This window comes from Paenibacillus cisolokensis, assembly GCF_050481165.1.
GTDB classification, from domain to species: Bacteria; Bacillota; Bacilli; order Paenibacillales; family Paenibacillaceae; genus Paenibacillus_AH; species Paenibacillus_AH cisolokensis.
The window spans coordinates 1-21,981 of the sequence record NZ_JBCNFP010000147.1 but is presented as its reverse complement, the minus strand read 5'-3'; the positions used below and the strand labels follow the sequence as shown (position 1 = coordinate 21,981).

The window sequence follows — 21,981 nt, the reverse complement described above, 5'->3', positions numbered from 1 at the left end:
TCCTAAGAAGCAAGGCAAAAAGGGTTGGACGCAGACATTCGCATCCGGTTTTCAGGGCGCAAGCCCGAGTGTTTGGTGACGATAGCGGAGGGGATCCACGCGTTCCCATCCCGAACACGACCGTTAAGCCCTCCAGCGCCGATGGTACTTGGACCGAAGGGTCCTGGGAGAGTAGGACGTTGCCAGGCACGAAGAACCCACCGTTGGATGCAACGGTGGGTTTTTTGTTGTTCGTTTAGCGGTATTATTATCCTTTGTTGGCTGCAACTCCTTCTCACAAACCGGGGACATTCCGTTCATAATACAAGTAATTCGAACCGGTAAGGGAGGGCGTGAAGATGGCCAAGAAACGGATGGCATTATCCAAATTGGTGTATAAGATTTCCGGTTTTATCGTTTTGCTTGCTATGATGGCACAATCTTCCGACGGATTTTACGCATCCGGACGTCCCGAATCGGCATTTTCCCTCTCTAATGATACCGGAAAGGAAACTGCAGAGGTAACCGGAAAGGCCGCGAATAACGAAGCGAACGCAAGCGAGAAGTTCCCCCGCAAACAGATGGCGGAACCGGTTCGCGGCATTTATATGTCCGGCTGGGTTGCGGGAAGCGTGAAAAGTAGGGATCGCCTGCTCCGGTTGATGGAAAGAACGGATTTAAACGCGGTCGTGATCGATGTCAAAAACGAATACGGAGCACTTACATACCGTTCGAAAATCGATGAAGTACGCAGTCTCGGAGCGGATCGGCAGCCGCTTATTTCCGACATTCGCCGGCTCCTGAAGGAGCTTCATGACCGAAAGCTGTATGTGATCGGCAGGGTCGTAGTATTCAAAGATCCCTATCTGGCCGCCAAAAAGCCGCAGTACGCCATTCGCCGGTCGAACGGAGAATTATGGCGCGACAGCCAGGGAAAAGTATGGATCGATCCGTTCGACAAATCGGTGTGGATCTACAATATTCGCATTGCCGAAGAGGCCGTCCGGCTCGGATTCGACGAAATTCAATTCGATTATGTCCGTTTTCCCGATGGTATCGGCGGGAATGCGGACGGTATCGTTTACCGGAATCCTGAAAGATGGACGCGGGAAGAGGCAATCGGACGTTTTCTCCGGGAGGCGAAACCTGTCATCCATCGGGCCGGCGGGCGGCTTTCGGCCGACGTATTCGGACTGGTTACAACGTCGGAGCACGACATGGGGATCGGCCAGACCTGGCGGAATATCGCCAGTTCGGTCGATGTCATCTCGCCGATGGTCTACCCTTCGCATTACTCCGAAGGCATATACGGCGTTCGTTATCCCGATCTGGAGCCATATACCATTATTAGCCGTGCGATGCGCGATGCGTCGTTGCGCAATCAGGCGTTAAAGCGGGAAGGGATACAGGGGGCGGATATCCGTCCATGGCTGCAAAGTTTTACCGCGACCTGGCTGCCGCAACATCAACACTATGATTTCCGCCAGCTGCGCGAGCAAATCCGGGCTCTGAAAGATCAAGGCATCGAGCAATTTTTGCTGTGGAGCCCAAATTGCAAATATGATTACCGTTCGTCAGCCGCATCCGAGACAGACGCGGAGAATCGGCTTTCCCATCCCATTTCGCTACCTTGACAGCCCAAATACCCCTTTGTTAATATTGCAATAATATCCGCGTAGAGGACTAAATAAAGGGAGGAACATACTTGTGTGGGAAACAAAATTCGCCAAGGAAGGACTAACGTTTGACGACGTGCTGCTCGTCCCCCGCAGATCAGAAGTATTGCCGCGCGAAGTCGACGTATCCGTGCAATTGAGCCCGAACGTGAAGCTCAATATTCCGCTGATCAGCGCAGGGATGGATACCGTTACGGAAGCGGCTTTGGCGATTGCAATTGCCCGGGAAGGCGGGATCGGCATCATCCATAAAAATATGTCGGTCGCCCAGCAAGCCGAGGAAGTGGATCGCGTTAAACGTTCGGAGAGCGGCGTTATTACGAACCCTTTCGCGCTTACACCCGATCATCATGTATACGATGCCGAGGAATTGATGGGTAAGTACCGGATCTCCGGGGTGCCGATCATTGATCAAGATCAGAAGCTTGTCGGCATTATCACGAACCGCGACTTGCGGTTTGTCCACGACTATTCGATCAAGATCAGCGAGGTGATGACCCGCGACAATCTGGTTACCGCTCCGGTAGGCACGACGCTGCAGGAAGCCGAAGTGCTGTTGCAGAAGCACAAGATTGAAAAACTCCCGCTGGTGGACGAATCGAACACGCTTAAAGGACTTATTACGATCAAGGATATCGAGAAAGCCATTCAGTTCCCGAACGCGGCAAAGGACAAGCAGGGCCGTCTTCTGTGCGGCGCTGCCATCGGCATATCGAAAGATACGTTCGAACGCGCAGAGGCGCTGGTCAATGCCGGCGTCGACGTGCTCGTCGTCGACTCGGCGCACGGTCATCACATTAATATTCTGGATACCGTACGCAAGCTTCGCGACAAATATCCGGACTTGACGATTGTCGCCGGCAACGTTGCGACAGGAGAGGCGACGCGCGATCTGATCGAAGCTGGCGCTTCCGTCGTCAAAGTCGGCATCGGTCCCGGCTCGATCTGCACGACGCGGGTGATTGCCGGCATCGGCGTGCCGCAAATTACCGCTATTTACGACTGCGCGACTGTGGCTCGGGAGTATAACATTCCGATTATCGCCGACGGAGGAATCAAGTATTCCGGCGACATTACGAAGGCGATCGCGGCCGGCGCGAGCTGCATTATGATCGGCAGCCTTTTCGCCGGAACGGAGGAAAGCCCGGGCGAATCGGAGATTTATCAGGGCCGGCGTTTTAAAGTCTATCGCGGCATGGGATCGCTCGGCGCGATGAAGGAAGGCAGCAAGGACCGCTACTTCCAGGAAAACGAGAGCAAGCTCGTACCCGAAGGGATCGAAGGACGCGTCGCTTACAAAGGTCCGCTCGCCGATACGATTCACCAGCTGATTGGCGGACTGCGCGCCGGAATGGGCTATTGCGGAACGCGCAACATTGAGGAACTGAAGAACGACACGACTTTTGTCCGCATTACCGGCGCAGGACTTCGCGAGAGCCATCCGCACGATGTGCAAATTACAAAAGAAGCCCCGAACTACTCGCTGTAATTTATTCCTTTACTCCTCATACGTTGAGAAGGCAGGAAGGGAAGAGCCGCAGACGAACGCGGCTCCCGCCTGCCGTTTTTATTTTGCCGATGCACTGCGGTTTTTTCATCGGGATAGTTGTGATACAATTAACAAGTATGAATTAAGGGAATGGGAAGAGGGGAGAAGAAGTTTGATTCGGAAATCGACGCCGATTCGGTGGAAATCGGCTGTTTCGGCTTTTTTGGCCATATGGTTGCTGTTTGTCGCATTGGGTTCTCACGCCGCTGTCGGGGCTGAGGCGAAACCGTCAATACCGATCGATCTGAAAGCGGACGCGGCCATTCTGATCGATGCCGATACCGGACAAGTATTGTACGAGCTGGATGCGGATACGCCGCGGCCGCCGGCCAGCATGACGAAGCTGATGACGGAATATATCGTACTGGAAGAAATATCGAATAACCGTCTGTCATGGGATCAGACCGTAACGACGACCAAGGAAGCGGCTTCCACGCCGAAGGACGGATCGCAGATTTATTTGGCCGAAGGGGACAAGCATACGGTCGAAGAGTTGTACATTGCGATGGCCGTCGGCTCCGCGAACGATGCGACGGTTGCGCTGGCGTCCCATATCAGCGGCTCCGAACAAGCTTTTGCCGAGAAGATGAACGAGACGGCCAAAGCACTCGGGCTCGAGAGCGCCCATTTTACAAGCGCGACGGGTCTTGCCGAGACGACGGTTATTTCGGCCAGAGATATGGCCAAGCTTGCCCAAATTATACTGAAGAAGCATCCTGAGTTTCTGAAATATTCCAGCATTCCTTCTTATAAGTTTCGCGAGCGGGACCAGAATCCGATGGTCAATTACAACTGGATGCTCGGTGCGAACAAGGATACCCCGTCGTTCAAACCATACGCGTACGAAGGCGTCGACGGCATGAAAACCGGTTATATCTCCGCGGCCGGATACACCTTTACCGGTACCGTCAAGCGCGGCGATATCCGTTTGATCAGCGTGGTCATGGGTACGGCCTCCAAAGGCGCGCGTTTCATCGAAACGGCGAAGCTGTACGACTATGCTTTCAACAACCTGGAGAAGAAAACGGCCGTGAAGGCCAACTCGGTTGTAGAATCGCTCGAGTCCATCAACATTAAAAAGGGCGTATCCAAAAAGGTTCCGGTCGTTACGGGCTCCGATATCAGCCTCCTCGTTCCTAAAGGCGCCGAGCCCAAAGTGGAACTGGTATCGAAAAATGTACCGGCAGACAATGAATTGGTTGCGCCAATCGAAAAAGGCCAGAAAATCGGTACCGTTACGTTCGAATACAAAGATCCGAATTCAGGAGCAACGCTGCAGCGTACGGTCGATTTGGTCGCGGCGGAGGAAGTGAAGAAGGCAAGCTGGTGGCGGCTGTTGTTCCGCGGCATCGGCGATTTCTTTGTCGGATTGTTCAACGGTATCGCCAACCTGTTTTAACATATGAGCCGGCATGTGGCGCGGCAGGAAGTTTCTTCGAAATAGCTGCATCTTGTCGGACACACGGGTATATTGTACAATAGATGGTTAGAATCCGCTTTCGGAAATTCGGGAAAATAAGCGAAACTTAGGAGGCTTGTCAGATGGAAACAGGAACTTCCCGCGTCAAGCGCGGCATGGCAGAAATGCAAAAAGGCGGCGTCATTATGGACGTGATGAACGCCGAGCAGGCTAAAATTGCAGAGGCCGCCGGAGCGACCGCAGTTATGGCACTCGAGCGCGTGCCTTCCGATATTCGGGCGGCCGGAGGCGTAGCCCGTATGGCCGATCCGACGATCATCGAAGAGGTCATGAAAGCCGTCTCGATTCCGGTAATGGCGAAGGCGCGGATTGGCCATTACGTGGAGGCGAAAGTGCTGGAGGCATTGGGTGTCGATTACATTGACGAGAGCGAAGTTCTGACGCCTGCGGACGAAGTGTTCCATATCGACAAGAACGAATTTACCGTCCCGTTCGTATGCGGCGCCAAAGATTTGGGCGAAGCTCTTCGCCGCATTCAGGAAGGCGCCTCGATGCTGCGGACGAAGGGCGAGCCGGGAACCGGGAACATCGTCGAAGCCGTGCGTCATATGCGTCTGATCATGAGCCAGATTCGCAAAGTTCAGAATATGTCGAAAGACGAGCTGTATGCCGAGGCGAAAAATCTTGGCGTGCCGTACGACTTGCTGCTCGGCGTCCATGAAACCGGCAAGCTGCCGGTCGTCAATTTCGCCGCCGGCGGCGTCGCTACCCCGGCTGACGCGGCGCTGATGATGCATTTGGGCGCTGACGGCGTCTTCGTCGGTTCCGGCATTTTCAAATCCGAAAATCCGGAGAAGTTCGCGCGCGCGATTGTGGAAGCGACGACGCATTACGAAGACTATAACCTGATTGCGAAAGTTTCGAAAAATCTCGGTACTCCGATGAAAGGCATTGAAATTTCGAAGCTGACTGCCGGCGAAAGGATGCAAGATCGCGGCTGGTAAGAAGCGCATCTCATCTTGCACGGTCCGGCAACGGAGAAGGAAGGCGTAGAGTGACATGAAAATTGGCGTACTTGCGCTGCAAGGCGCAGTGGCGGAACATATTCGCAGTTTGGAGGCGGCGGGGGCAACCGCCGTTTCCATCAAGCGGACGGAGCAGCTCGCCGAGCTTGACGGTCTCGTCATTCCCGGCGGCGAAAGCACGACGATCGGCAAGCTGATGCGCAAATACGGATTCATCGAAGCGATCCGGGAATTTGCAGCCGAAGGCAAGCCGATATTCGGCACTTGCGCCGGTCTGATCGTGCTGGCCAAACGGATTGAAGGACAGGACGAGGCGCATCTGCAGCTGATGGACATGACCGTTGCCCGCAACGCCTTCGGGCGCCAGCGGGAAAGCTTCGAAACCGATCTGGTCGTCAAAGGCGTCGATGAGCCGGTACGGGCTGTCTTTATCCGGGCTCCGCTGATCAAGTCGGTTGGAGCCGGCGTTGAGGTGCTGAGCACGTATCGCGACGAGATTGTAGTGGCTCGCCAAGGCAATCTGCTTGCCTGTTCGTTCCATCCCGAGCTGACGGAAGATTTCCGGATGCATGCCTATTTGCTGCAAATGGCCGAAGAAGCTGCGTCCTTGCGGGCTTCCGCAGAGAGGAGCAACAGCAGTGTTTGATATTAAAAGATTGCGCAATGATTTTGCGAAGGTCGAAGAAGCGCTCCGTCATCGCGGCAAGTCGGCCGAGCTGGTGGCGGAATTTCCAGCTTTGGACGGCAAACGGCGGGAGCTGCTCCAGGAAACCGAACAGTTGAAAAATCGGCGCAATACGGTTTCCCAGGAAGTGGCCAAGCTGAAGAAGGCCGGTGGCGACGCCAGCTCGCTCATCGCGGAAATGCGAGATGTGGGCGACCGCATCAAGGCGCTCGACGATGAGCTGCGAGCCGTCGAATCGGCGATCGAACAGCTGATGCTGGCTATTCCGAACGTACCCCACGAAAGCGTACCGGTAGGCGCGTCGGAAGAGGACAATGTAGAGATTCGTCGAGTCGGCGAGCCGAGGACGTTCGATTTCGAACCGAAGGCGCATTGGGATCTGGCCCAGGCGCTTGGTCTTCTTGATTTTGAACGGGCAGCCAAAGTGACGGGCTCGCGTTTCGTTTTTTATCGCGGGCTCGGAGCCAGACTGGAACGGGCGCTCATCAACTTTATGATGGATTTGCACAGCGACGAGCATGGATATGAAGAATTTCTGCCGCCGTATCTGGTCAATCGCGACAGTCTGATCGGCACGGGGCAACTGCCGAAATTTGAAGAGGATCTGTTCAAAGTGGCGGACTCCGATTACTATCTTATTCCGACGGCAGAGGTACCGGTGACAAACGTACTGCGTGATGAAATCCTCGATGCGGGTGATCTGCCCCGTTATTTCGTCGCATACAGCGCCTGCTTCCGTTCCGAGGCAGGAGCTGCGGGCCGCGATACGCGGGGGCTGATTCGGCAGCACCAATTCAACAAGGTCGAGCTTGTGAAGATCGTCGCCCCCGAACATTCTTATGACGAGCTCGAAACGTTGACGCAGAATGCCGAAAAGGTGCTGCAACTGCTCGAGCTGCCGTATCGCGTATTGACGCTTTGTACCGGCGATATGGGCTTCGCATCGGCGAAAACATACGATCTTGAGGTATGGCTGCCGAGCGCGGGAACGTACCGTGAAATATCGTCTTGCTCCAATTTCGAGGATTTTCAGGCCCGCAGGGCGAATATCCGGTTCCGCCGCGATGCGACGAGCAAGCCCGAATTTGTGCATACGTTGAACGGCTCGGGATTGGCAGTGGGCCGGACGGTAGCGGCGATTATGGAAAACTTCCAACAGGCCGACGGGTCGATCGTCGTGCCAAGCGTACTGCGTCCATATATGGGCGGACTGGAAATTATCGGCCCCGAAAAGGCGTGAACAGGATAGGACTGCAGACCCGAAACGGTTGAATCCGCTTTTGGGTCTGTGGTATAATATAATTTGTTATCCTTTTTGAATCGCGATGGAGAGGTACCGAAGCGGTCATAACGGGGCGGTCTTGAAAACCGTTAGGGTGCAAGCCCACGTGGGTTCGAATCCCACCCTCTCCGCCATTTATGAAATAACCGATCAAGCAGGGATGCCCGAAAGGGCGTCCTTTTTTTGTTTTCGGGAATACCTCGCTTTTGGCGGCAAGGCCGTCTTATATACGAATAAAACCGGATTGCCTTCCGCATGTTAACGGTATGGAGGTGGTTTGGTCATGAGCGAAAAAGACGAGCTGCGAATCGAGCCGGAGAAGCTGGTCCAAGCATGGCAGGAAACGTTGCCCGAAGTGATGAACAGACCCGATCGCTCCGTCGTGGCAATGGATGAAGCCGATCCCCGATCGTTGCGCATTACGATTTATTCGGCAGGGCATCAAATGTACGCTTTCGACTTCAAAGTCACTTATGTCGACAGCCGGGAAGTCAAGGTGGAACTGATCGATGTAGAGAAGAATGATCGGACGATCGATGAGCGAAACGACATCATTCAGCAACTGATCGAAGATTATACCCGTCATCTTCATGAATGCGCGCAGGCGCTTCATCGACTGACGCACGTGTGATAAAGGAGGAAGCCAGCCGTGACACGAGCAAAAGGCCGTATCGATAAAAATTTGAGCAACGTCGTCGACGATCTGGACGAAAATCCGGTCAACAGCCACCAGGCCCAGCAGTTTCGCCAGGATGCGAACGACCGGCGGCATCAGGATGCGCTGAATCATGACGAGCCGACCGATTTGCAGCATCCCCGCAGTTAGCGGTCCGTTCGATACCAAGGAAGGAGCAAATGACACGAGATGAGCAAACCCGACAGCATTCCCGTCCCCAATCCCGACGAGCAGCGGGCAAGGCAGCATCAGGAACATAACCGTCCCCAGCAGCCGATGTCCGGGTCGAAGAAGACGAAGCAGCGTAATCACACGTCCCATTATAATCCGGAAGGGTAAAACCGCGAGTAACGCAACCTTCAGTTTGGCCATCAGAATGGCCGGGCTGAAGGTTTTTCAATTTTCTTGGAACTTTAGCATATTTTTAGAATCCATCTTCTTTAAACCTCGTAGTAAGTGGTATACAATGATTAAATGTGGCCTCAAGCTACAGTAAGAATAGTGGAGGGATCATATTGAAGAAAAAATATTGGTTGACCGCACTGTTGTTATCTATGGTGTTAACCGTAGCATCCGGTTGCGGGAGCAGCGGCAAGCCAGCCAAGGAAGCACTGCAAGAGGCAATGAACAAAGCGATGACGATGGAATCATATACGTTCAAAGGGTCATTCGGTATTGACGAACTGAGCTTGCCCGCGGAAGCGCTCGGCAGCAATCCGGCTGCCGGCATGGTGCCGCTGCTGAAAGGGGCTTCCATCACGGCGTCCGGAGCTTATCAAAGCGAACCGCTGCGTATGGAAGCGACCGCCGGGCTTTCGCTCGAAGGCGATCTGAAAATGTCGCTGGAAGTGCCGATTTTGCTCGAAGGCAAAAAAATGTGGGTCAAAATTCCGCAAATTCCGATGGTGCCGCTGCCCGAGACGCTTACGGAGAAATTTGTCGAAGTCGATTTGGAGAAACTTGCCGAAGAATCGGGACAAGATTTGACGTCGGCGCTGGATATTAAAGTTCAGCAGCAGCTTGGCCAGGAACTCAGTGCGGTGCTTGTGAAAGATTTTGACGAAAAAACCTACTTCAGCGAATTGAAGAAGGACGAAGCCGGTCTTCCGGAAGATGTGAAAGCCGACCGCATTATTAAATTCGCCGTAACGAAAGACAATTCCGACGAAGCGCTGAATACGCTCTTCTCCAATACGCTGCCGCAAATTCTCGACATTCTGATGTCGAAAGAGGAATATATGAAGGCGGTGGATTTGAGCAAAGAAGAATTGGAGCAGGCGAAGACGGAATTGGCAGCGAACAAGGACGAAGCGCTGGCGGAAATTAAAAAAGTGCTGACCGTGAACGATCTTACCCTTGTTACGGCAATTCAGGACGGATACGCTGTATACCAAAACGCGAAAATCGATATCGGCATCACCGATCCGGATTCGGGAGAATCGATGAAACTTGCGCTTCACTTTAATACGCAATATGGCGATATCAACAAAAAAGTGGAGTTCAAACAGGAAATTCCGACGGATGCGATTCCGGTCGACAAGCTTGCCGAAGAACTGGGAACGGGAGCCGAATTGGGATACTAATGATATTCAGCTTTACAGAAGCCGCGCCTGATGCGCGGCTTCTGCGTTTATCGCGGCAAACAAAAAATCGCGGCCACAAAGCCGCGATTGCTGTTATGTATGGTCGAGACGACAGGATTTGAACCTGCGACCTCTTGCTCCCGAAGCAAGCGCTCTACCAAGCTGAGCCACGTCTCGAAAATGGAGTTGTTTCGTTGTCGCCCCGTCATCGTTATTTCGATTATTCGGAGCAAGCAATAAAAATAATATCATATCCCCATAATGTTGTAAAGGGGTGTCCAAAAAAAATTTTATGGTCGTCCGGATACGGTTTGCCAGCCCGAACATCTGATTCGGCTTCTCGTTTCCGGCGGAGGCCCGCCCGGCTGTTGTCGTCCAAGCGGCCTCCGCCACCCTTATCGGTTATCGAGTTGCCGGTATGCGGTCGGCGAGAACCCCGTCTGCTCCTTGAACAGCCGGGAAAAGTAATATAAGGACATGCCGAGTTGCTCCGCGATCTCGGAGACGGTCATGTCCGTGGCGGCCAACCACCGCTTGGCCCGCTCGATACGCAGCGAATTGACGTATTGGATCGGCGACAGACCGGTGAATTGTTTGAACACATGGATAAAATAATTGGGATGGTAATGGGCCACCTTGGCCATTTCCTCGACCGTCAACTGCTGATCCAGACGGCTCTCCATATAGCGGACGACGGTGTTGATTTTGTCGACGACGGCCGTGGATCGGCTGACCCGGACGTCTCTCCCGGCCGTTTCGATATAGGCGGCTACCATCTCCATAATTGTCGCTGTCACGCGGAATCCGGCGGCCAGTGTCGGATTATGCATCTCCCGGATCAGCGTTTCGAAGCGGTTAGTCCATGCCTGCCATTCATCGCCCCGATCGATCCGGATTGTCGGCGGAACCTCCAAAAGGTCGAACAGGCTCATTTCGCCGATCGTTGCGGTAAAATGGCACCAGTATTTTCCGAACGTATCTTCGCTGATTGTGGAATAGCTTTGGCGAACACCCGCCGGCATCAGCACGAGCTGTCCCGGCTCGGGACGAATTTCGCGGTCTTCGATCCGGATAAGTCCCTCGCCCTCCCTGATCATATAGAAGCGATTGAAATCCGGTACAAAATCGGTATCTCGCCACGTGGAAGGCACTTTCGTATAGGCCGCTACGGAAACATGAAAACGGGCGCCGCCCATAAACTCTTTCCATAACCGGCTGTGCTGCGTCGGCATATGAGCCCCTCCCGGTTCCGATTGTTGGCTTCATCTACATTATAAGGGCAATTCGGCAACAACAAAACAGCCGCAAGATTTGCCCGGGAACTGTCGTTTCTCCGGCAAACCTGCGGCTGGCAGCATTTGATTATTACATCGCTTCGTCGGACCAGCTATGGTCGGGCGGACCGCTATAAGCCCATTCCAGCAGCTTGAGGTAATAATGGACATTGACTTTCGTCAGTTCGATGCCATAACGGTACCGAAGCTGGCCGGAACCGGGGCGTCTCCAGCGAATCACGCCTTCCGTCGGGCCGACGATCGGGTTGTCGAGCATAAGTGTGATGGAGTCGTCAACCGGGAGGAGCAAATTCGATTCAAAACAGAGCCCGTTCATCGAAATATTAAGGACAAGCACATGTGCTTTTAATGGCTCTGCCCATTCGCCCGATGGCGGAACGGTCAGCTCGAAAACCGAATTCCAGCTTATTCTCTCATATAGTCGTTGTTGTTGTACCATAGCATTATGCCCTCCAAGCATACACGCTCTGTAATGGATTTCGGGCTCTGACGTTAGAGTCAATATTAAGTATAAATTTCAAAAAGGGGGCTTAACATAGGTCCGGGGGTTTAAAAATGAGAAAATTTTTATATTTCTCCGTGACCATACCCGCGTGACAGCTGATTGGGTAAATAGTTTATGGAGGGGATGAAGGAGTGGGTCGTTTCGTTTACGGTAGATGTCGAACATGGTAGAATGGTCGGTAGGAGGGCGAAATAATGGAAATAAATATGAATTTGCTCGGTAAATTTTCCGCTAACGGATATTACACGGAAAAGTGGGCGTCGCCCCAATCGTGGAATTGGGGTTGCTTTTGGCTGGGACTGCTATCGGGAATTTTTACCTGGTTCTTATATCGAAAGATGTATTTGAATGCCGTGCTGTTTTTTATTGTCCAGGGAGCGTTTCTCTTTACGTTCGCCGCATTTGCGGACTGGACGATCGGACTGCTTATATTCAACGCGATTGCCGCGCTTGCGATGGGGCGGTTCGGCAACCGCATTTATTATCACCATGCGGCGGGAATCATTTCCCGGTGCAGCTGCGAGGAAGAGGTTGCGAGCCGCGGAGGCACGGATTTCTGGACGGCTTATGTGTTCACGTTCCTGCTTCCGCTCATTGTGGGGATTACCGTATCGAGCCTTGTCTTGTAATGTGGGAGAATGACCCGGCAGTACCGTTGCCCGGTCATTCTTTTTTTTGATTTAACGGGCCGCCGATCAGCGACCCAACCGGTACATTTCGGTGTAAGAGTGCGATAAGTGCTCATACCGGGGAATACATGATTCAATTAAACGGGACGGTTTTGACAACACAAAATATCTTACACCTCTGACTAAACAATCGGCCCGCATCACCAGCCGGGAAGTATTTGAATACGGTGAAAAGATAGAGGATTATGAGAGTGATTGGCGGGATTAGTCGAAACCTTCGGCCAATAAGAACGGGATTTTCAGAGCTCTTGTTCTGGAAATGGACGGGAGTCGGGAAAATCGCGGATTTGAGCGCCGGATCAATCGAATAATGAACGGATTCCCCGAAACAACAGCCGAAAGATATGCAAGAAGGCTTCTGCGACAACATCGAACCATTCCCATTCAAAAATCTTACCGATCCTTCGTCTACCCTTTTCACGCGGTCGCTGCTTTACCATTAACCTGTAACCTCCAGAAGTGATCCTTTAATCAGGTTTACGAAGCTGATACGGTAATCGATTCATTGGGAACAGCAAAAGACCTTCGCTTGACTTTGTACAATCTTCGCCCTTTACGCGGATCGCTGGACACAACAAAGCCCCCCTGCATCATTCTGCAGGAGGGCTGGAAACCCGCAAACCTATGCGGGTCAACATGTGTATGTACTGGCGCGCCACGGTGGGACTCGAACCCACGACGCACAGTTTAGGAAACTGTCGCTCTATCCGGCTGAGCTACGGGCGCGCAGCACCATTAATTATACCAAAAATAAGCCCGTTGGCAAAGAGGCAAAATATCCTGGGGCAGGGTGGTTCAGCCTGTCATGCCGCTGCCGGCGACAATACTTGCGATGTTTTGACGAAGTCCATCGAACGCGTTCCAAGGGTCGGATATTGTCGCATTTGTCGAAAAGCTAATGAGAAGCTCTCCGATTTATTCGACGCATTTTTACAAAAATTCCGCTTCACACCGCTTATAATGATGTCATCGGCAGCAAGCGACTACGCGGATAGGAGCGAGCATCGAAAACGGATATGAATAAAACAGAGCTGATCGAACAATTGCATACGCTCCGGCAGCAGCTTCAAAGGAGCGCGTCTTTACCGCAATCGGATATGGAAAGCAAGGGGAACGAAAGCATTTAGCGTTTTCTTAGCGTCCGAAAAAAACGGGTAAGCAACTCCGCGCATTCTTCCTGCAAAATCCCGCTTGTCACTTCGGACTCATGATTGAAGCGGGATTCCTGCAATAAATTCATGAGGGTGCCCGCGCAGCCCGCTTTCGGATCGGGAGCGCCGTACACGACGCGGGGGAGGCGAGCCTGAACGATGGCTCCCGCGCACATCGGGCACGGCTCCAGCGTGACATACAAAGTGGCGCCAAGCAGCCTCCAAGCCCCGAGCCGTTCGCTCGCTTGGCGGATCGCAATGATTTCGGCATGCGCCGTCGGATCCAGCAAAGTTTCCCTGCCGTTATGTCCGCGTCCAATAATTTCTCCGTCTTTCACGATGACGGCGCCGATAGGAACTTCCCGTTTCAATTCCGCTTTTCGCGCTTCCGCTATCGCCTCGCGCATCCACATTTCATCGTCATCTCGTGTCACGTTTCGCATTCCCCTTCCCTTGTCTGACTGACCGTTGTTGATAAACGACATGTTTTTCCGCGAACAGGCATTCCGTTGTTAACAGGTTGTGGATGATAATGTGGATAATTTTGAGTTATCCCATTTTTTATTCACATTATATCCTGAGGCCAGTGAAAAAATTGTGAGTAATGTGAGTAACTTGTGGATATGTTCGCCTGAAAGGTATTTCTTGCAAATTGTTCTGTGTCAGATGGCTTCCCTATTCTGGAAAATATGATATCATTCGAGTAAGATTGCAGGATTACACACAAGAAAAGGGTGTGTCTCGGCCTTGTCCTATAAGTGGAAACTGTCGCTTCTTATTTCGTCCATTGCGTTCGCGCTGCTTGCCTTGAATGCCATACTGGGTGAACGAATATCCCGGGATATCATGCACAACAAAATTGCAGCCGATTTAAACCGGATTGCGAATGAAACGTCACTGGCCGTTACGCAATACGAACAAGCTAAAGACGCTACAGCCGACCAATTGCAGAAGCTGCTTGAGCTTGCGCAATCCGAATGGCTCGAGACATCCGCTTTGCCGTCCTGGCAAGCCTTGCAGCGCGTGGCTGTCGTAACCGGCGCCGCGAAAGTGCGATGGCTGCAGGATATCGGCGAAAAGCTGCAAGTAACCGTTTCGTCGGATCGAATAACAGACAGCATCCTCCTGCCGAAGCCGAGCAAATTGTCGCAACCGTTCTGGAGCCGCGATCCGGGAGACAAAGCGAAAAGATTGGACGAATGGGCTTATTTTCCCGCAGCGGACGGCAAGCACTGGATCGGTCTTGGTCTTAAAGCCGAGCAGGCGGACCGGTTAGCCGGACAATTGCAACCGATCGACCGGATGATGCGTATTTACGCTCCCATAATGGAAATTACCGTATTTCAAGTTGCAGCGCAAGCCGGCGATGCAGATTTGGTTCCCGCAGCGGGAACGGAGCCGGCAAACGATCAGACAAACGATCCGCCAAGCGATCGGGCAAACGATGCGGCGGCTGTTATATTCGGTACATATCGCTACGGCCAGAAAACGGAGGATGCGGCGTCCATCGCCCCGAGACGATTGCAGCCGGTCCGGTTACCCAAACGTTCTCGATCGGAGACCGGAAGCTGGTTAAAAACTTCTATCCGCTGTCATATGGCGACCATACCTTTGTCATTCGTATTGTAAGTGATTCCGATCAATGGTATGCGGCCTACGAAGACGGGCGGATCGCCCGATTGAAAGTTTCGGGAGCGCTGCTGCTTTGCACCCTGATGGTCAGCGTAATACTGGCGGGCGCGTTCGTCAGACCGCTCCGCAGACTGCTGGGGGCGGTGCTGGAATGGGCATATAGCGGCGCCAGCCTTGCGTTACCCGTGGACAGGAAGGACGAGCTGGGGAGATTGGCGGTACAGGTCGAGCGAATGGCCCGAAAAATCGAAACGTATGTCCATAAACTAAACGGTTCATACGAAGAAAACCGTGCCATGAAAGCGTACCTGGATTCGTATATTCAAAATACGACCGATGCCATTTATACCGCTGACTTGGAGGGAAAAGTGACGAGAATCAATCGTTCGTTCGAGCAGCTGTTCGGCTATCGTGCGGCCGATGCGATGGGGCGCAAGCTTCCGCTTGTTCCCGACCATTGCCTGGCGGAAGAACAGCAAATGCTGGAAGCCGTCCGCGCCGGTCAATCGCCGCCTGAGCGGGAAACAGTAAGAATCGGCAGCAATGGAAACCGGATAGATGTAAGCGTTAACATATCACCTCTCCATGACCGGGACGGAATGGTGCGCGGTTATGTTTGCATGATGCGGGATTTGACAAACCGCAACAAAATGGAAGAGCTGCTGAGACGCTATGAAAAGCTGACCACGGTCGGCCAGCTCGCAGCGGGTGTGGCCCATGAAATTCGCAATCCGCTGACTACCTTGAGAGGCTTTCTTCAACTGCAATTGGAAACGGAGAAGACGAGTCCGCGCCATGCGAAAATTATGCTTTCCGAGCTTGACCGGATCAACTCGATCGTCAGCGAATTTCTGGTTCTGGCCAAGCCGCAGACGATTAAATTTGAAACGAAGGATGTCCGGTTTATTATGGGGGATGTCATATCCTTGCTCGACAGCCAGGCCCATCTATATGACATTCAATTCGAGTCGGTGTTCACCCCGCAGCCGTGTTTCGTCTCCTGTGAAAAAAATCAGCTGAAACAGGTGTTCGTCAATTTGCTTAAAAATGCGATCGAATCGATGCCGGAGGGAGGCGTAATCGAAATCGGCATCGCCAAGCAGGGGGACGATGCCATCTCCGTGACGATTGCCGATGAAGGGATCGGTATCCCCGAAGAGATGGTGTCGAGGCTGGGGGAGCCTTTCTTTACCGCCAAAGAATCCGGGACAGGGCTCGGCATCATGGTCAGCCAGCGCATCATTCAAAACCACCACGGGAAGATGACGATTCGGAGCGAGGTCGGCACCGGCACGACGATCACCATCACGCTGCCTTCTGCAAAAGAAGAACGGCCTTCCGGATGATGCAGGATCATCGGAAGGCCGGATTCAAGTTCATTATCTTTGCTGAGCTGCGGTTATAGGCTGTGTCAATTCCGGATCGACGTATTTGCGGATAATCGATACTTCCACTCGCCGGTTGAGCGCTCTTCCTTCCGCCGTCGCGTTGGAAGCGACCGGCCGGTATTCGCCGTAACCGATGGCGCTGAATCGTTCCGGATTCAAATTTCGGTTCTGCAACAGCACATCCATGAATCGAATGGCGCGGGCCGAACTCAAATCCCAGTTCGATGCAAATCGCTCATTCGATATCGGCTCGTTGTCGGTGTGGCCGGATACGACCACTTCATACTCCGGATAGGACTGAAGCATATTGGAGATGGCGACGGCGAGTTCGCGCGATTCCGGCTTCAGCTGCGCGCTTCCCGAAGCGAACAACGCATTGTCGCTAATCGTGATCATAAGCTGCGACTGGTTCAGCTTCGTTTCCAGCAGGGTCGTCAGACCGTTCTCCTTGATATATTTGTCAATTTGCCGCTTCAGCTTCTCCAGATCTTCCTGTTCTTTTTTCATTAGCGCTTCCCGTTGCTTCTCTTTGTCGGTTTCCTTCTTCTGCTCCATATCATTCAAGTCGTTTCTGGGTTCTACGGAGCGGTAATGGTCCAGAACGCCGTTGCCGCTTGGGAGCGCCAGATTGAACGCACGGCTCATTTCCTCGAATTTTTTGGCATCGATCGAGCTCATCGAGTAGAGGACGATGAAGAGCGCGAGCAGTAGCGTCATCAAATCGGCGTAAGGGATGAGCCATGATTCATTCGGATGCTCTTCGTGATCGTCGTGCTTACGCTTTTTGTTCAAGCGGCGCCTCCTCCTTCTCCAACATGGCGGCACGTTCGGCCGGCGTCAAATAGACCGACAGCTTCTGGTTGATGGCAATGGTGGATACGCCCGACTGAATGGAGAGCAGCCCTTCGACCATCATGAGGCGGAGCTCCGTCTCTTGCTTGGACATCCGTCTCAGCTTGTTGGAAATCGGGTGCCACAGCACGTACCCGGTGAATATCCCGAGCAATGTCGCCACGAATGCCGCCGCGATCGCCTTGGCAAGATGGTTCATATCGCTCATATCGCCAAGCGCGGCAATCAGTCCGATAACGGCGCCAAGCACCCCGAGCGTCGGAGCGTACATGCCGGCCTGGGAAAAGATTTGCGCGCCCACCTTATGCCGCTCTTCCGTAGCGGAGATGTCCTCCAGCAGAACGTCTCGCACGAAATCCTGATCGTTGCCGTCAATAATCATCCGCATGCCGTTGCGCAGGAATGGATCCTCGATCTCGTCCACTTTCGTTTCAAGGGCGAGCAGACCTTCACGGCGCGTAATCGTCGCCCATTCCATGAACAACCGGATCAGTTCGGGGCGCGTAATCATTTTCGGCTTGGAGAAAATAATTTTCAGCAGCTTCGGAAACTTCTTCAGATCAGACATGGGGAAGGCGACGAAGAGCGATGCCGCCGTGCCGACAATAATGATGACAAACGCCGCCGGATTAATCAGGTTGGTGAGCGGCGCTTCCTTCAGGCTCATGCCGAGAGTGATGGCTAACAACCCGAGAACAATACCGACAATCGTTGATTTTTCCATAATACACCTCGTCCGAATAGGTAGTCGTAAAAGTGCGGCATGCGGCCGTAGGGGAAAGTCTGGTTCGCTTCCATCCCTCTTTCTACTTTTTTATATCGACAAATGCGTGCCCGGAAATTAGAGACAGAATCGAAGCTGCAGTCGAATTGTATTGGCGACCGGCGATAAAAATGGCCGTTTTCGTGTAAAATGATCGTATGAGCAATGACAACAACCGAAGGGCGGTGCCCGCAAATGGGTGTCAGGCATGCACGGGAGTACGCGGATATATTGAAGGATTTGACGGAGGCGGTCAGCGGGATTGAGGGCAGCTATTCGTTTTTTGACATGTCCAAGGAGGAGTGGGAGGAGCTTGCTCCGGCCGAACGCGGTGAGATTATGGAGGCGCTTGCGGATGATGTATTTTACGGGCTCGGTCAAGAGCCGTTCATGAAGGTCGGGGACGGAGCGGTAGCGTATCGACCGAAATATCATGTCATCGAAGTGTCGCTGGGCGACAAGGAAGTCCGGATTGTGCGGCTGACGTAACGGGCGAGAGAGGCCCGGAAGGAGGAGGGGCTTTATGGGAGACAGGACGAAGCTGACGCGGGAGCAGGCGGGCGAGGCGCTCGCCAGTCTGGAGGGCTGGGCGCTTGAGGAGGACGGCGTCATTCGGCGCAGCTATCGGCTTGACGGATTTCGGGCGGCGATCGCCTTCGTGAACGAGGCGGCGGAGCTGGCGGAACGGATAAATCACCATCCGCATATTTCCATTGACTACAAAGTTGTCACGATGCGGCTGACGACATGGGATGCCGGGGGGCTGACGGCGCTCGACATCGCGTTGGCGGAACAGCTCAACCGGCTGTACGACCGGACCGCAGGACGCGAAGGAGGATCATAAGGAGCTTCGGTCTGGACGCTGCGGTTGCCGCTTTTGCGGCTGATAGACCATGCAGTGAAATTCGGCATCGCCGGTCGGTGTCGCCCGAACATAAGTGTCCGTAATGACGAAGCCGGCCTTCTCGTAAGCGCGGATGGCCCGCTCGTTCCACGTCAGCACCTCCAGATCGACCGTATCGCCGGGCGCACGGCGGAGCGCCTCCTCGGCGATAGCCCGCACAAAGCCGGGGCCCTCGCCGCGTCCGCAGCGGTCGGGGCGCAATCCGAGCCCGAGCCGCGTTACGCCGAGAAGCGGGAAAAATTGGGCAAAGCCGGCGAGCTCGCCTTCACGGTCGAGAACGGCCGCATACTGCCGCGCCCGTATTTCCGGGTCGCCGAACTCGATGCCTTGCTCCTGCATTTCCTGCCAGTCGTCGAACTGGAACAGATCGTAAGGCGGCTCGTAGCGCCATTCACACAAAGCTCGGGCGTGTTCCTCCGTCATCGGAATGAACGACCATACACCGGACAGACGGCCGCGGTTTTGATTGGGCTTCATCGCTATCGTCTCCTTGCCCGAATTTGTTCGATGAATTGTCACAAATAGAATCATATCATACAGACCCGAGGTCGTGATATGATGAAAAGTAAACTTCGTATATTTTTGGGATTCCGATACAGCATCAATGGCTGCTGGGTGGATAAAAGGAGACGGCATGAGAAAACTGTTATGGCTCGGCTGCTTGTCTTATCTCGTGATCGGATTGGCTCATGTCGTAGCCGGCTCGGTGCTGGAGTCGGTTATCGACCATTACCGGATTTCGTATAAAGATGGCGGCCAATGGATAATGAACCAGTTTCTCGGATTTCTCGCTGGGGTATTGATCACCCCATGGATTACGTCGCGCATCGGACGAAGAGGCGGCATGCTGCTCGCCCTCGGCAGCCTGACGGCGGCGCAGGCGGCATACAGCATGCTCCTTCCATGGGGGTGGATGCTGGCCTTCGCCCCTCTCTCCGGATTCGGATTCGGCATGACCGAGGCGGTTGTCGGCGCAGTCATTATCGAACTGGTCAAAGATAGCAAGGCGTCGGCCATGAGCCGGCTGGAAGTGTTTTTCGGGCTCGGGGCGCTTATTATGCCGTCGCTGGCCGCTCTGCTTATACGTGAAGGCATATGGCAGATGTCGTTTCCGATTCTGACGGCGCTGTCCGGGATTACGATGCTGCTCTGGCTGACGCTGTCGTTCGGCCCGGCTGACGAGCACATCGCCTTCATGCCCCGGCAGCAGCAGGATCGGATCGCGCGAAAACCGGAACCCCGGCGTTACGGGCGATCGGCGTTGCCTTTTCTAGTGATTGGCGCGTTGTTCTTTACGCTTTATGTCGGCATGGAAATGAGCCTTGCCAACTACTTGCCGTCCATTCTTGTGGAAAGGTCCGGGATGGACAGCGCGCAAGGGGCCGGCGTGCTCAGTTTGTTCTGGGCCACGATGGTCGTCGGCCGGCTGTTTATGGGATGGATTGCGGATCGTACGGGCTATGTCCGGTATTTGATTGTTACGACATCGGCCGCTGTCGTCCTGTTTGCCGTAATGGGATGGACGCACCAGTTGACCGGCACGGTGCTGCTCATTTGTATGACCGGGCTGATTTTGTCCGGCATTTTCGGCATCGCGCTTGTCTATGTGAACGGACTGCTTCCCGGCATGACGGAACGGACGACCAGCCTGATGGTCGCGTTCGGCGGCATAGGCGGCGCTGTCTTCCCGCGGTTGTCCGGCTGGATGATGGACAACTACGAAGCGGACACCGTGATCTGGATGATTGCCGGCATGTCCGCCTGCATGCTGATACTGACGATTGTGATGACCGTATTGGGCCGCAAGCAAGCGGTGGCGATAAACGCGCCCGGTTCTTCCGAGGCCGGATGACGAAGGAGCGATGGGCATGAACGAATGGATCGATCCGCAGCAGTTGGCATCGAGACTGCGGGAATCGGATGCGCCGATTGTGGCTGACTGCCGGTTTGTATTGAGCGACCCGGCAGCCGGGGAAGCGGCGTACCGGGAAGGCCATATTCCCGGCGCGGTCTATCTGGACCTGGAGCGGACGCTCTCCGCGCCGAAGCGGGCGGACGGCCGCGGCGGACGCCATCCGCTGCCGGATCCCGAGGCGCTCGCGGCGGCGCTTGGAGCTGCCGGCATCGACCGGCATACGCCGGTCGTCGCCTATGACGATCAGGGCGGCGCGATGGCGGCCCGGCTCGTCTGGCTGCTGCGCTGGCTCGGGCATGAGGGCGGCACCGCCATTCTCGACGGCGGTTTTGCCGCCTGGAAAGCCGCCGGGCAGCCTGTCGAAGCCGGCCCGCCGGCCGGTGCTCAGCCGGCCCGGACGTTCGTTCCCGAGGTGCGCAGGGATATGGCGCTCTCGATGGACGACGTGCGGCAGCGGCTGGGGCGGCCCGGCGTCGTGCTGATCGATTCGCGGGAAGCGCCGCGCTACCGCGGCGAGATGGAGCCGATCGATCCGAAAGCCGGCCATATTCCGGGGGCGGTGAACCGGTTCTGGAAGGACGGACTGGACGAGTCCGGCCGCTGGCTGCCGCCGGAACGCCAGCGGGAGCGGTTCGCCGATCTGGCGGACGCGGATGAGATTGTCGTCTACTGCGGCTCGGGCGTAACCGCCTGTCCGAACGTGCTGGCGCTGGAAGCGGCCGGCTTCCGGAATGTCCGCCTGTATGCGGGCAGCTGGAGCGATTGGGTAAGCGATCCGGACAATCCGATCGCGACGGGGGAAGAGTAAGGGCGCGCGAGGCCACGGCGGACGCGGGTTTGGAGGCTGTGATAGCTTGCCGGGGCAGGCTGCTCACAGCCCTTTTTGGCGTTTCCGTTCAACAGCTTGCAAACGAAGCCGAGACAATTGTTTTCGGGGGATTATGTAAACTTGTTGGTTGCATCTCCTCAAACGGAACGTTACTCTCAGGCAGAACGTTACTCTAGCTATGAT

Annotated in this window: 23 protein-coding genes, 3 tRNA genes and 1 rRNA gene; 19 read left to right on the top strand and 8 right to left on the bottom strand. The window is 54.3% G+C overall.

Features of this window, described 5'->3' with window-relative positions:
- The first annotated feature begins 71 nt into the window (after positions 1-71).
- The 12 genes from rrf to ABEV74_RS20795 all read left to right on the top strand — a co-directional run bounded on the left by rrf (position 72) and on the right by ABEV74_RS20795 (position 9,875).
- Positions 72-188 (top strand): 5S ribosomal RNA (gene rrf, locus ABEV74_RS20850).
- Between the two features lie 150 nt (positions 189-338).
- Positions 339-1,613 carry a putative glycoside hydrolase gene (locus tag ABEV74_RS20845; protein WP_430149231.1) on the top strand — a complete coding sequence of 425 codons (1,275 nt, stop codon included), beginning with the start codon at positions 339-341 and terminating at the stop codon, positions 1,611-1,613.
- A 73-nt stretch (positions 1,614-1,686) separates the two neighbouring features.
- Positions 1,687-3,144 (top strand): IMP dehydrogenase, encoded by a 1,458-nt coding sequence (guaB, locus tag ABEV74_RS20840; RefSeq protein ID WP_062489563.1) that lies wholly within the window; start codon positions 1,687-1,689, stop codon positions 3,142-3,144.
- Between the two features lie 172 nt (positions 3,145-3,316).
- Positions 3,317-4,603: a D-alanyl-D-alanine carboxypeptidase family protein gene (locus ABEV74_RS20835; protein WP_430149227.1), complete on the top strand. Its 1,287-nt coding sequence runs from the start codon at positions 3,317-3,319 to the stop codon at positions 4,601-4,603.
- Between the two features lie 143 nt (positions 4,604-4,746).
- Entirely contained in the window at positions 4,747-5,628 is an 882-nt protein-coding gene (gene pdxS / locus ABEV74_RS20830) for a pyridoxal 5'-phosphate synthase lyase subunit PdxS (protein ID WP_062489561.1), read from the top strand.
- 55 nt (positions 5,629-5,683) lie between these two features.
- On the top strand, positions 5,684-6,295 hold the full coding sequence (gene pdxT / locus ABEV74_RS20825; protein ID WP_213531879.1) for a pyridoxal 5'-phosphate synthase glutaminase subunit PdxT: 612 nt from the start codon (positions 5,684-5,686) through the stop codon (positions 6,293-6,295).
- The gene (serS, locus tag ABEV74_RS20820) at positions 6,288-7,574 is read left to right on the top strand and encodes a serine--tRNA ligase (protein ID WP_430149223.1); all 1,287 of its coding nucleotides are present in this window, start codon (positions 6,288-6,290) and stop codon (positions 7,572-7,574) included. The genes pdxT and serS overlap by 8 nt, the downstream gene beginning before the upstream one ends.
- Before the next feature lie 87 nt (positions 7,575-7,661).
- Positions 7,662-7,750: transfer RNA gene (locus ABEV74_RS20815), tRNA-Ser, on the top strand.
- Between the two features lie 149 nt (positions 7,751-7,899).
- Positions 7,900-8,247 carry a hypothetical protein gene (locus ABEV74_RS20810; RefSeq protein WP_062489556.1) on the top strand — a complete coding sequence of 116 codons (348 nt, stop codon included), beginning with the start codon at positions 7,900-7,902 and terminating at the stop codon, positions 8,245-8,247.
- An 18-nt stretch (positions 8,248-8,265) separates the two neighbouring features.
- Complete coding sequence (locus ABEV74_RS20805) at positions 8,266-8,442, top strand: hypothetical protein (protein ID WP_201024064.1); 177 nt, start codon at positions 8,266-8,268, stop codon at positions 8,440-8,442.
- Positions 8,443-8,481: 39 nt separating this feature from the next.
- Positions 8,482-8,631 carry a hypothetical protein gene (locus ABEV74_RS20800; RefSeq protein WP_062489553.1) on the top strand — a complete coding sequence of 50 codons (150 nt, stop codon included), beginning with the start codon at positions 8,482-8,484 and terminating at the stop codon, positions 8,629-8,631.
- A 284-nt stretch (positions 8,632-8,915) separates the two neighbouring features.
- Positions 8,916-9,875: a hypothetical protein gene (locus tag ABEV74_RS20795; protein WP_062489551.1), complete on the top strand. Its 960-nt coding sequence runs from the start codon at positions 8,916-8,918 to the stop codon at positions 9,873-9,875.
- A 100-nt stretch (positions 9,876-9,975) separates the two neighbouring features.
- Here the strand turns inward: ABEV74_RS20795 and ABEV74_RS20790 are convergent.
- From ABEV74_RS20790 to ABEV74_RS20780, 3 genes are all read right to left on the bottom strand, one after another.
- Positions 9,976-10,052, bottom strand: a tRNA-Pro gene (locus ABEV74_RS20790).
- A gap of 218 nt (positions 10,053-10,270) precedes the next feature.
- The gene (locus ABEV74_RS20785) at positions 10,271-11,107 is read right to left on the bottom strand and encodes an AraC family transcriptional regulator (RefSeq protein WP_430149219.1); all 837 of its coding nucleotides are present in this window, start codon (positions 11,105-11,107) and stop codon (positions 10,271-10,273) included.
- Between the two features lie 133 nt (positions 11,108-11,240).
- Complete coding sequence (locus ABEV74_RS20780; protein ID WP_430149216.1) at positions 11,241-11,609, bottom strand: PilZ domain-containing protein; 369 nt, start codon at positions 11,607-11,609, stop codon at positions 11,241-11,243.
- 260 nt (positions 11,610-11,869) lie between these two features.
- Between ABEV74_RS20780 and ABEV74_RS20775 the strand changes: the two genes are divergently transcribed.
- Positions 11,870-12,304, top strand: a complete 435-nt coding sequence (locus ABEV74_RS20775) for a hypothetical protein (protein WP_430149213.1) — start codon at positions 11,870-11,872, stop codon at positions 12,302-12,304.
- Between the two features lie 708 nt (positions 12,305-13,012).
- On the opposite strand, the gene ABEV74_RS20770 is transcribed toward ABEV74_RS20775, so the two are convergent.
- A tRNA-Arg gene (locus ABEV74_RS20770) sits at positions 13,013-13,090 on the bottom strand.
- Positions 13,091-13,487: 397 nt separating this feature from the next.
- On the bottom strand, positions 13,488-13,928 hold the full coding sequence (gene tadA / locus ABEV74_RS20765; protein WP_235593405.1) for a tRNA adenosine(34) deaminase TadA: 441 nt from the start codon (positions 13,926-13,928) through the stop codon (positions 13,488-13,490).
- A gap of 334 nt (positions 13,929-14,262) precedes the next feature.
- Between tadA and ABEV74_RS20760 the strand changes: the two genes are divergently transcribed.
- A complete protein-coding gene (locus ABEV74_RS20760; protein ID WP_430149211.1) occupies positions 14,263-15,144 on the top strand; it encodes a hypothetical protein in 882 nt (293 codons plus the stop codon).
- 50 nt (positions 15,145-15,194) lie between these two features.
- On the top strand, positions 15,195-16,493 hold the full coding sequence (locus ABEV74_RS20755; RefSeq protein WP_430149209.1) for an ATP-binding protein: 1,299 nt from the start codon (positions 15,195-15,197) through the stop codon (positions 16,491-16,493).
- A 33-nt stretch (positions 16,494-16,526) separates the two neighbouring features.
- On the opposite strand, the gene motB is transcribed toward ABEV74_RS20755, so the two are convergent.
- Together motB and motA are read right to left on the bottom strand one after the other, a co-directional pair.
- Positions 16,527-17,327 carry a flagellar motor protein MotB gene (motB, locus tag ABEV74_RS20750; protein ID WP_062489540.1) on the bottom strand — a complete coding sequence of 267 codons (801 nt, stop codon included), beginning with the start codon at positions 17,325-17,327 and terminating at the stop codon, positions 16,527-16,529.
- The gene (gene motA, locus ABEV74_RS20745) at positions 17,311-18,111 is read right to left on the bottom strand and encodes a flagellar motor stator protein MotA (RefSeq protein ID WP_062489538.1); all 801 of its coding nucleotides are present in this window, start codon (positions 18,109-18,111) and stop codon (positions 17,311-17,313) included. The genes motB and motA overlap by 17 nt, the downstream gene beginning before the upstream one ends.
- 234 nt (positions 18,112-18,345) lie before the next feature.
- Between motA and ABEV74_RS20740 the strand changes: the two genes are divergently transcribed.
- Positions 18,346-18,639: a hypothetical protein gene (locus ABEV74_RS20740; RefSeq protein WP_062489537.1), complete on the top strand. Its 294-nt coding sequence runs from the start codon at positions 18,346-18,348 to the stop codon at positions 18,637-18,639.
- Positions 18,640-18,673: 34 nt separating this feature from the next.
- On the top strand, positions 18,674-18,994 hold the full coding sequence (locus ABEV74_RS20735) for a 4a-hydroxytetrahydrobiopterin dehydratase (protein WP_430149205.1): 321 nt from the start codon (positions 18,674-18,676) through the stop codon (positions 18,992-18,994).
- Here ABEV74_RS20735 and ABEV74_RS20730 read toward each other — a convergent pair.
- Positions 18,989-19,531, bottom strand: a complete 543-nt coding sequence (locus ABEV74_RS20730; RefSeq protein WP_430149202.1) for a GNAT family N-acetyltransferase — start codon at positions 19,529-19,531, stop codon at positions 18,989-18,991. The two genes, ABEV74_RS20735 and ABEV74_RS20730, sit on opposite strands and share 6 nt — an antisense overlap.
- Positions 19,532-19,688: 157 nt before the next feature.
- On the opposite strand from ABEV74_RS20730, the gene ABEV74_RS20725 reads away from it, so the two are divergent.
- Complete coding sequence (locus tag ABEV74_RS20725) at positions 19,689-20,906, top strand: MFS transporter (protein WP_430149200.1); 1,218 nt, start codon at positions 19,689-19,691, stop codon at positions 20,904-20,906.
- A gap of 16 nt (positions 20,907-20,922) precedes the next feature.
- A complete protein-coding gene (locus tag ABEV74_RS20720; RefSeq protein ID WP_430149197.1) occupies positions 20,923-21,777 on the top strand; it encodes a sulfurtransferase in 855 nt (284 codons plus the stop codon).
- Positions 21,778-21,981: the final 204 nt, after the last annotated feature.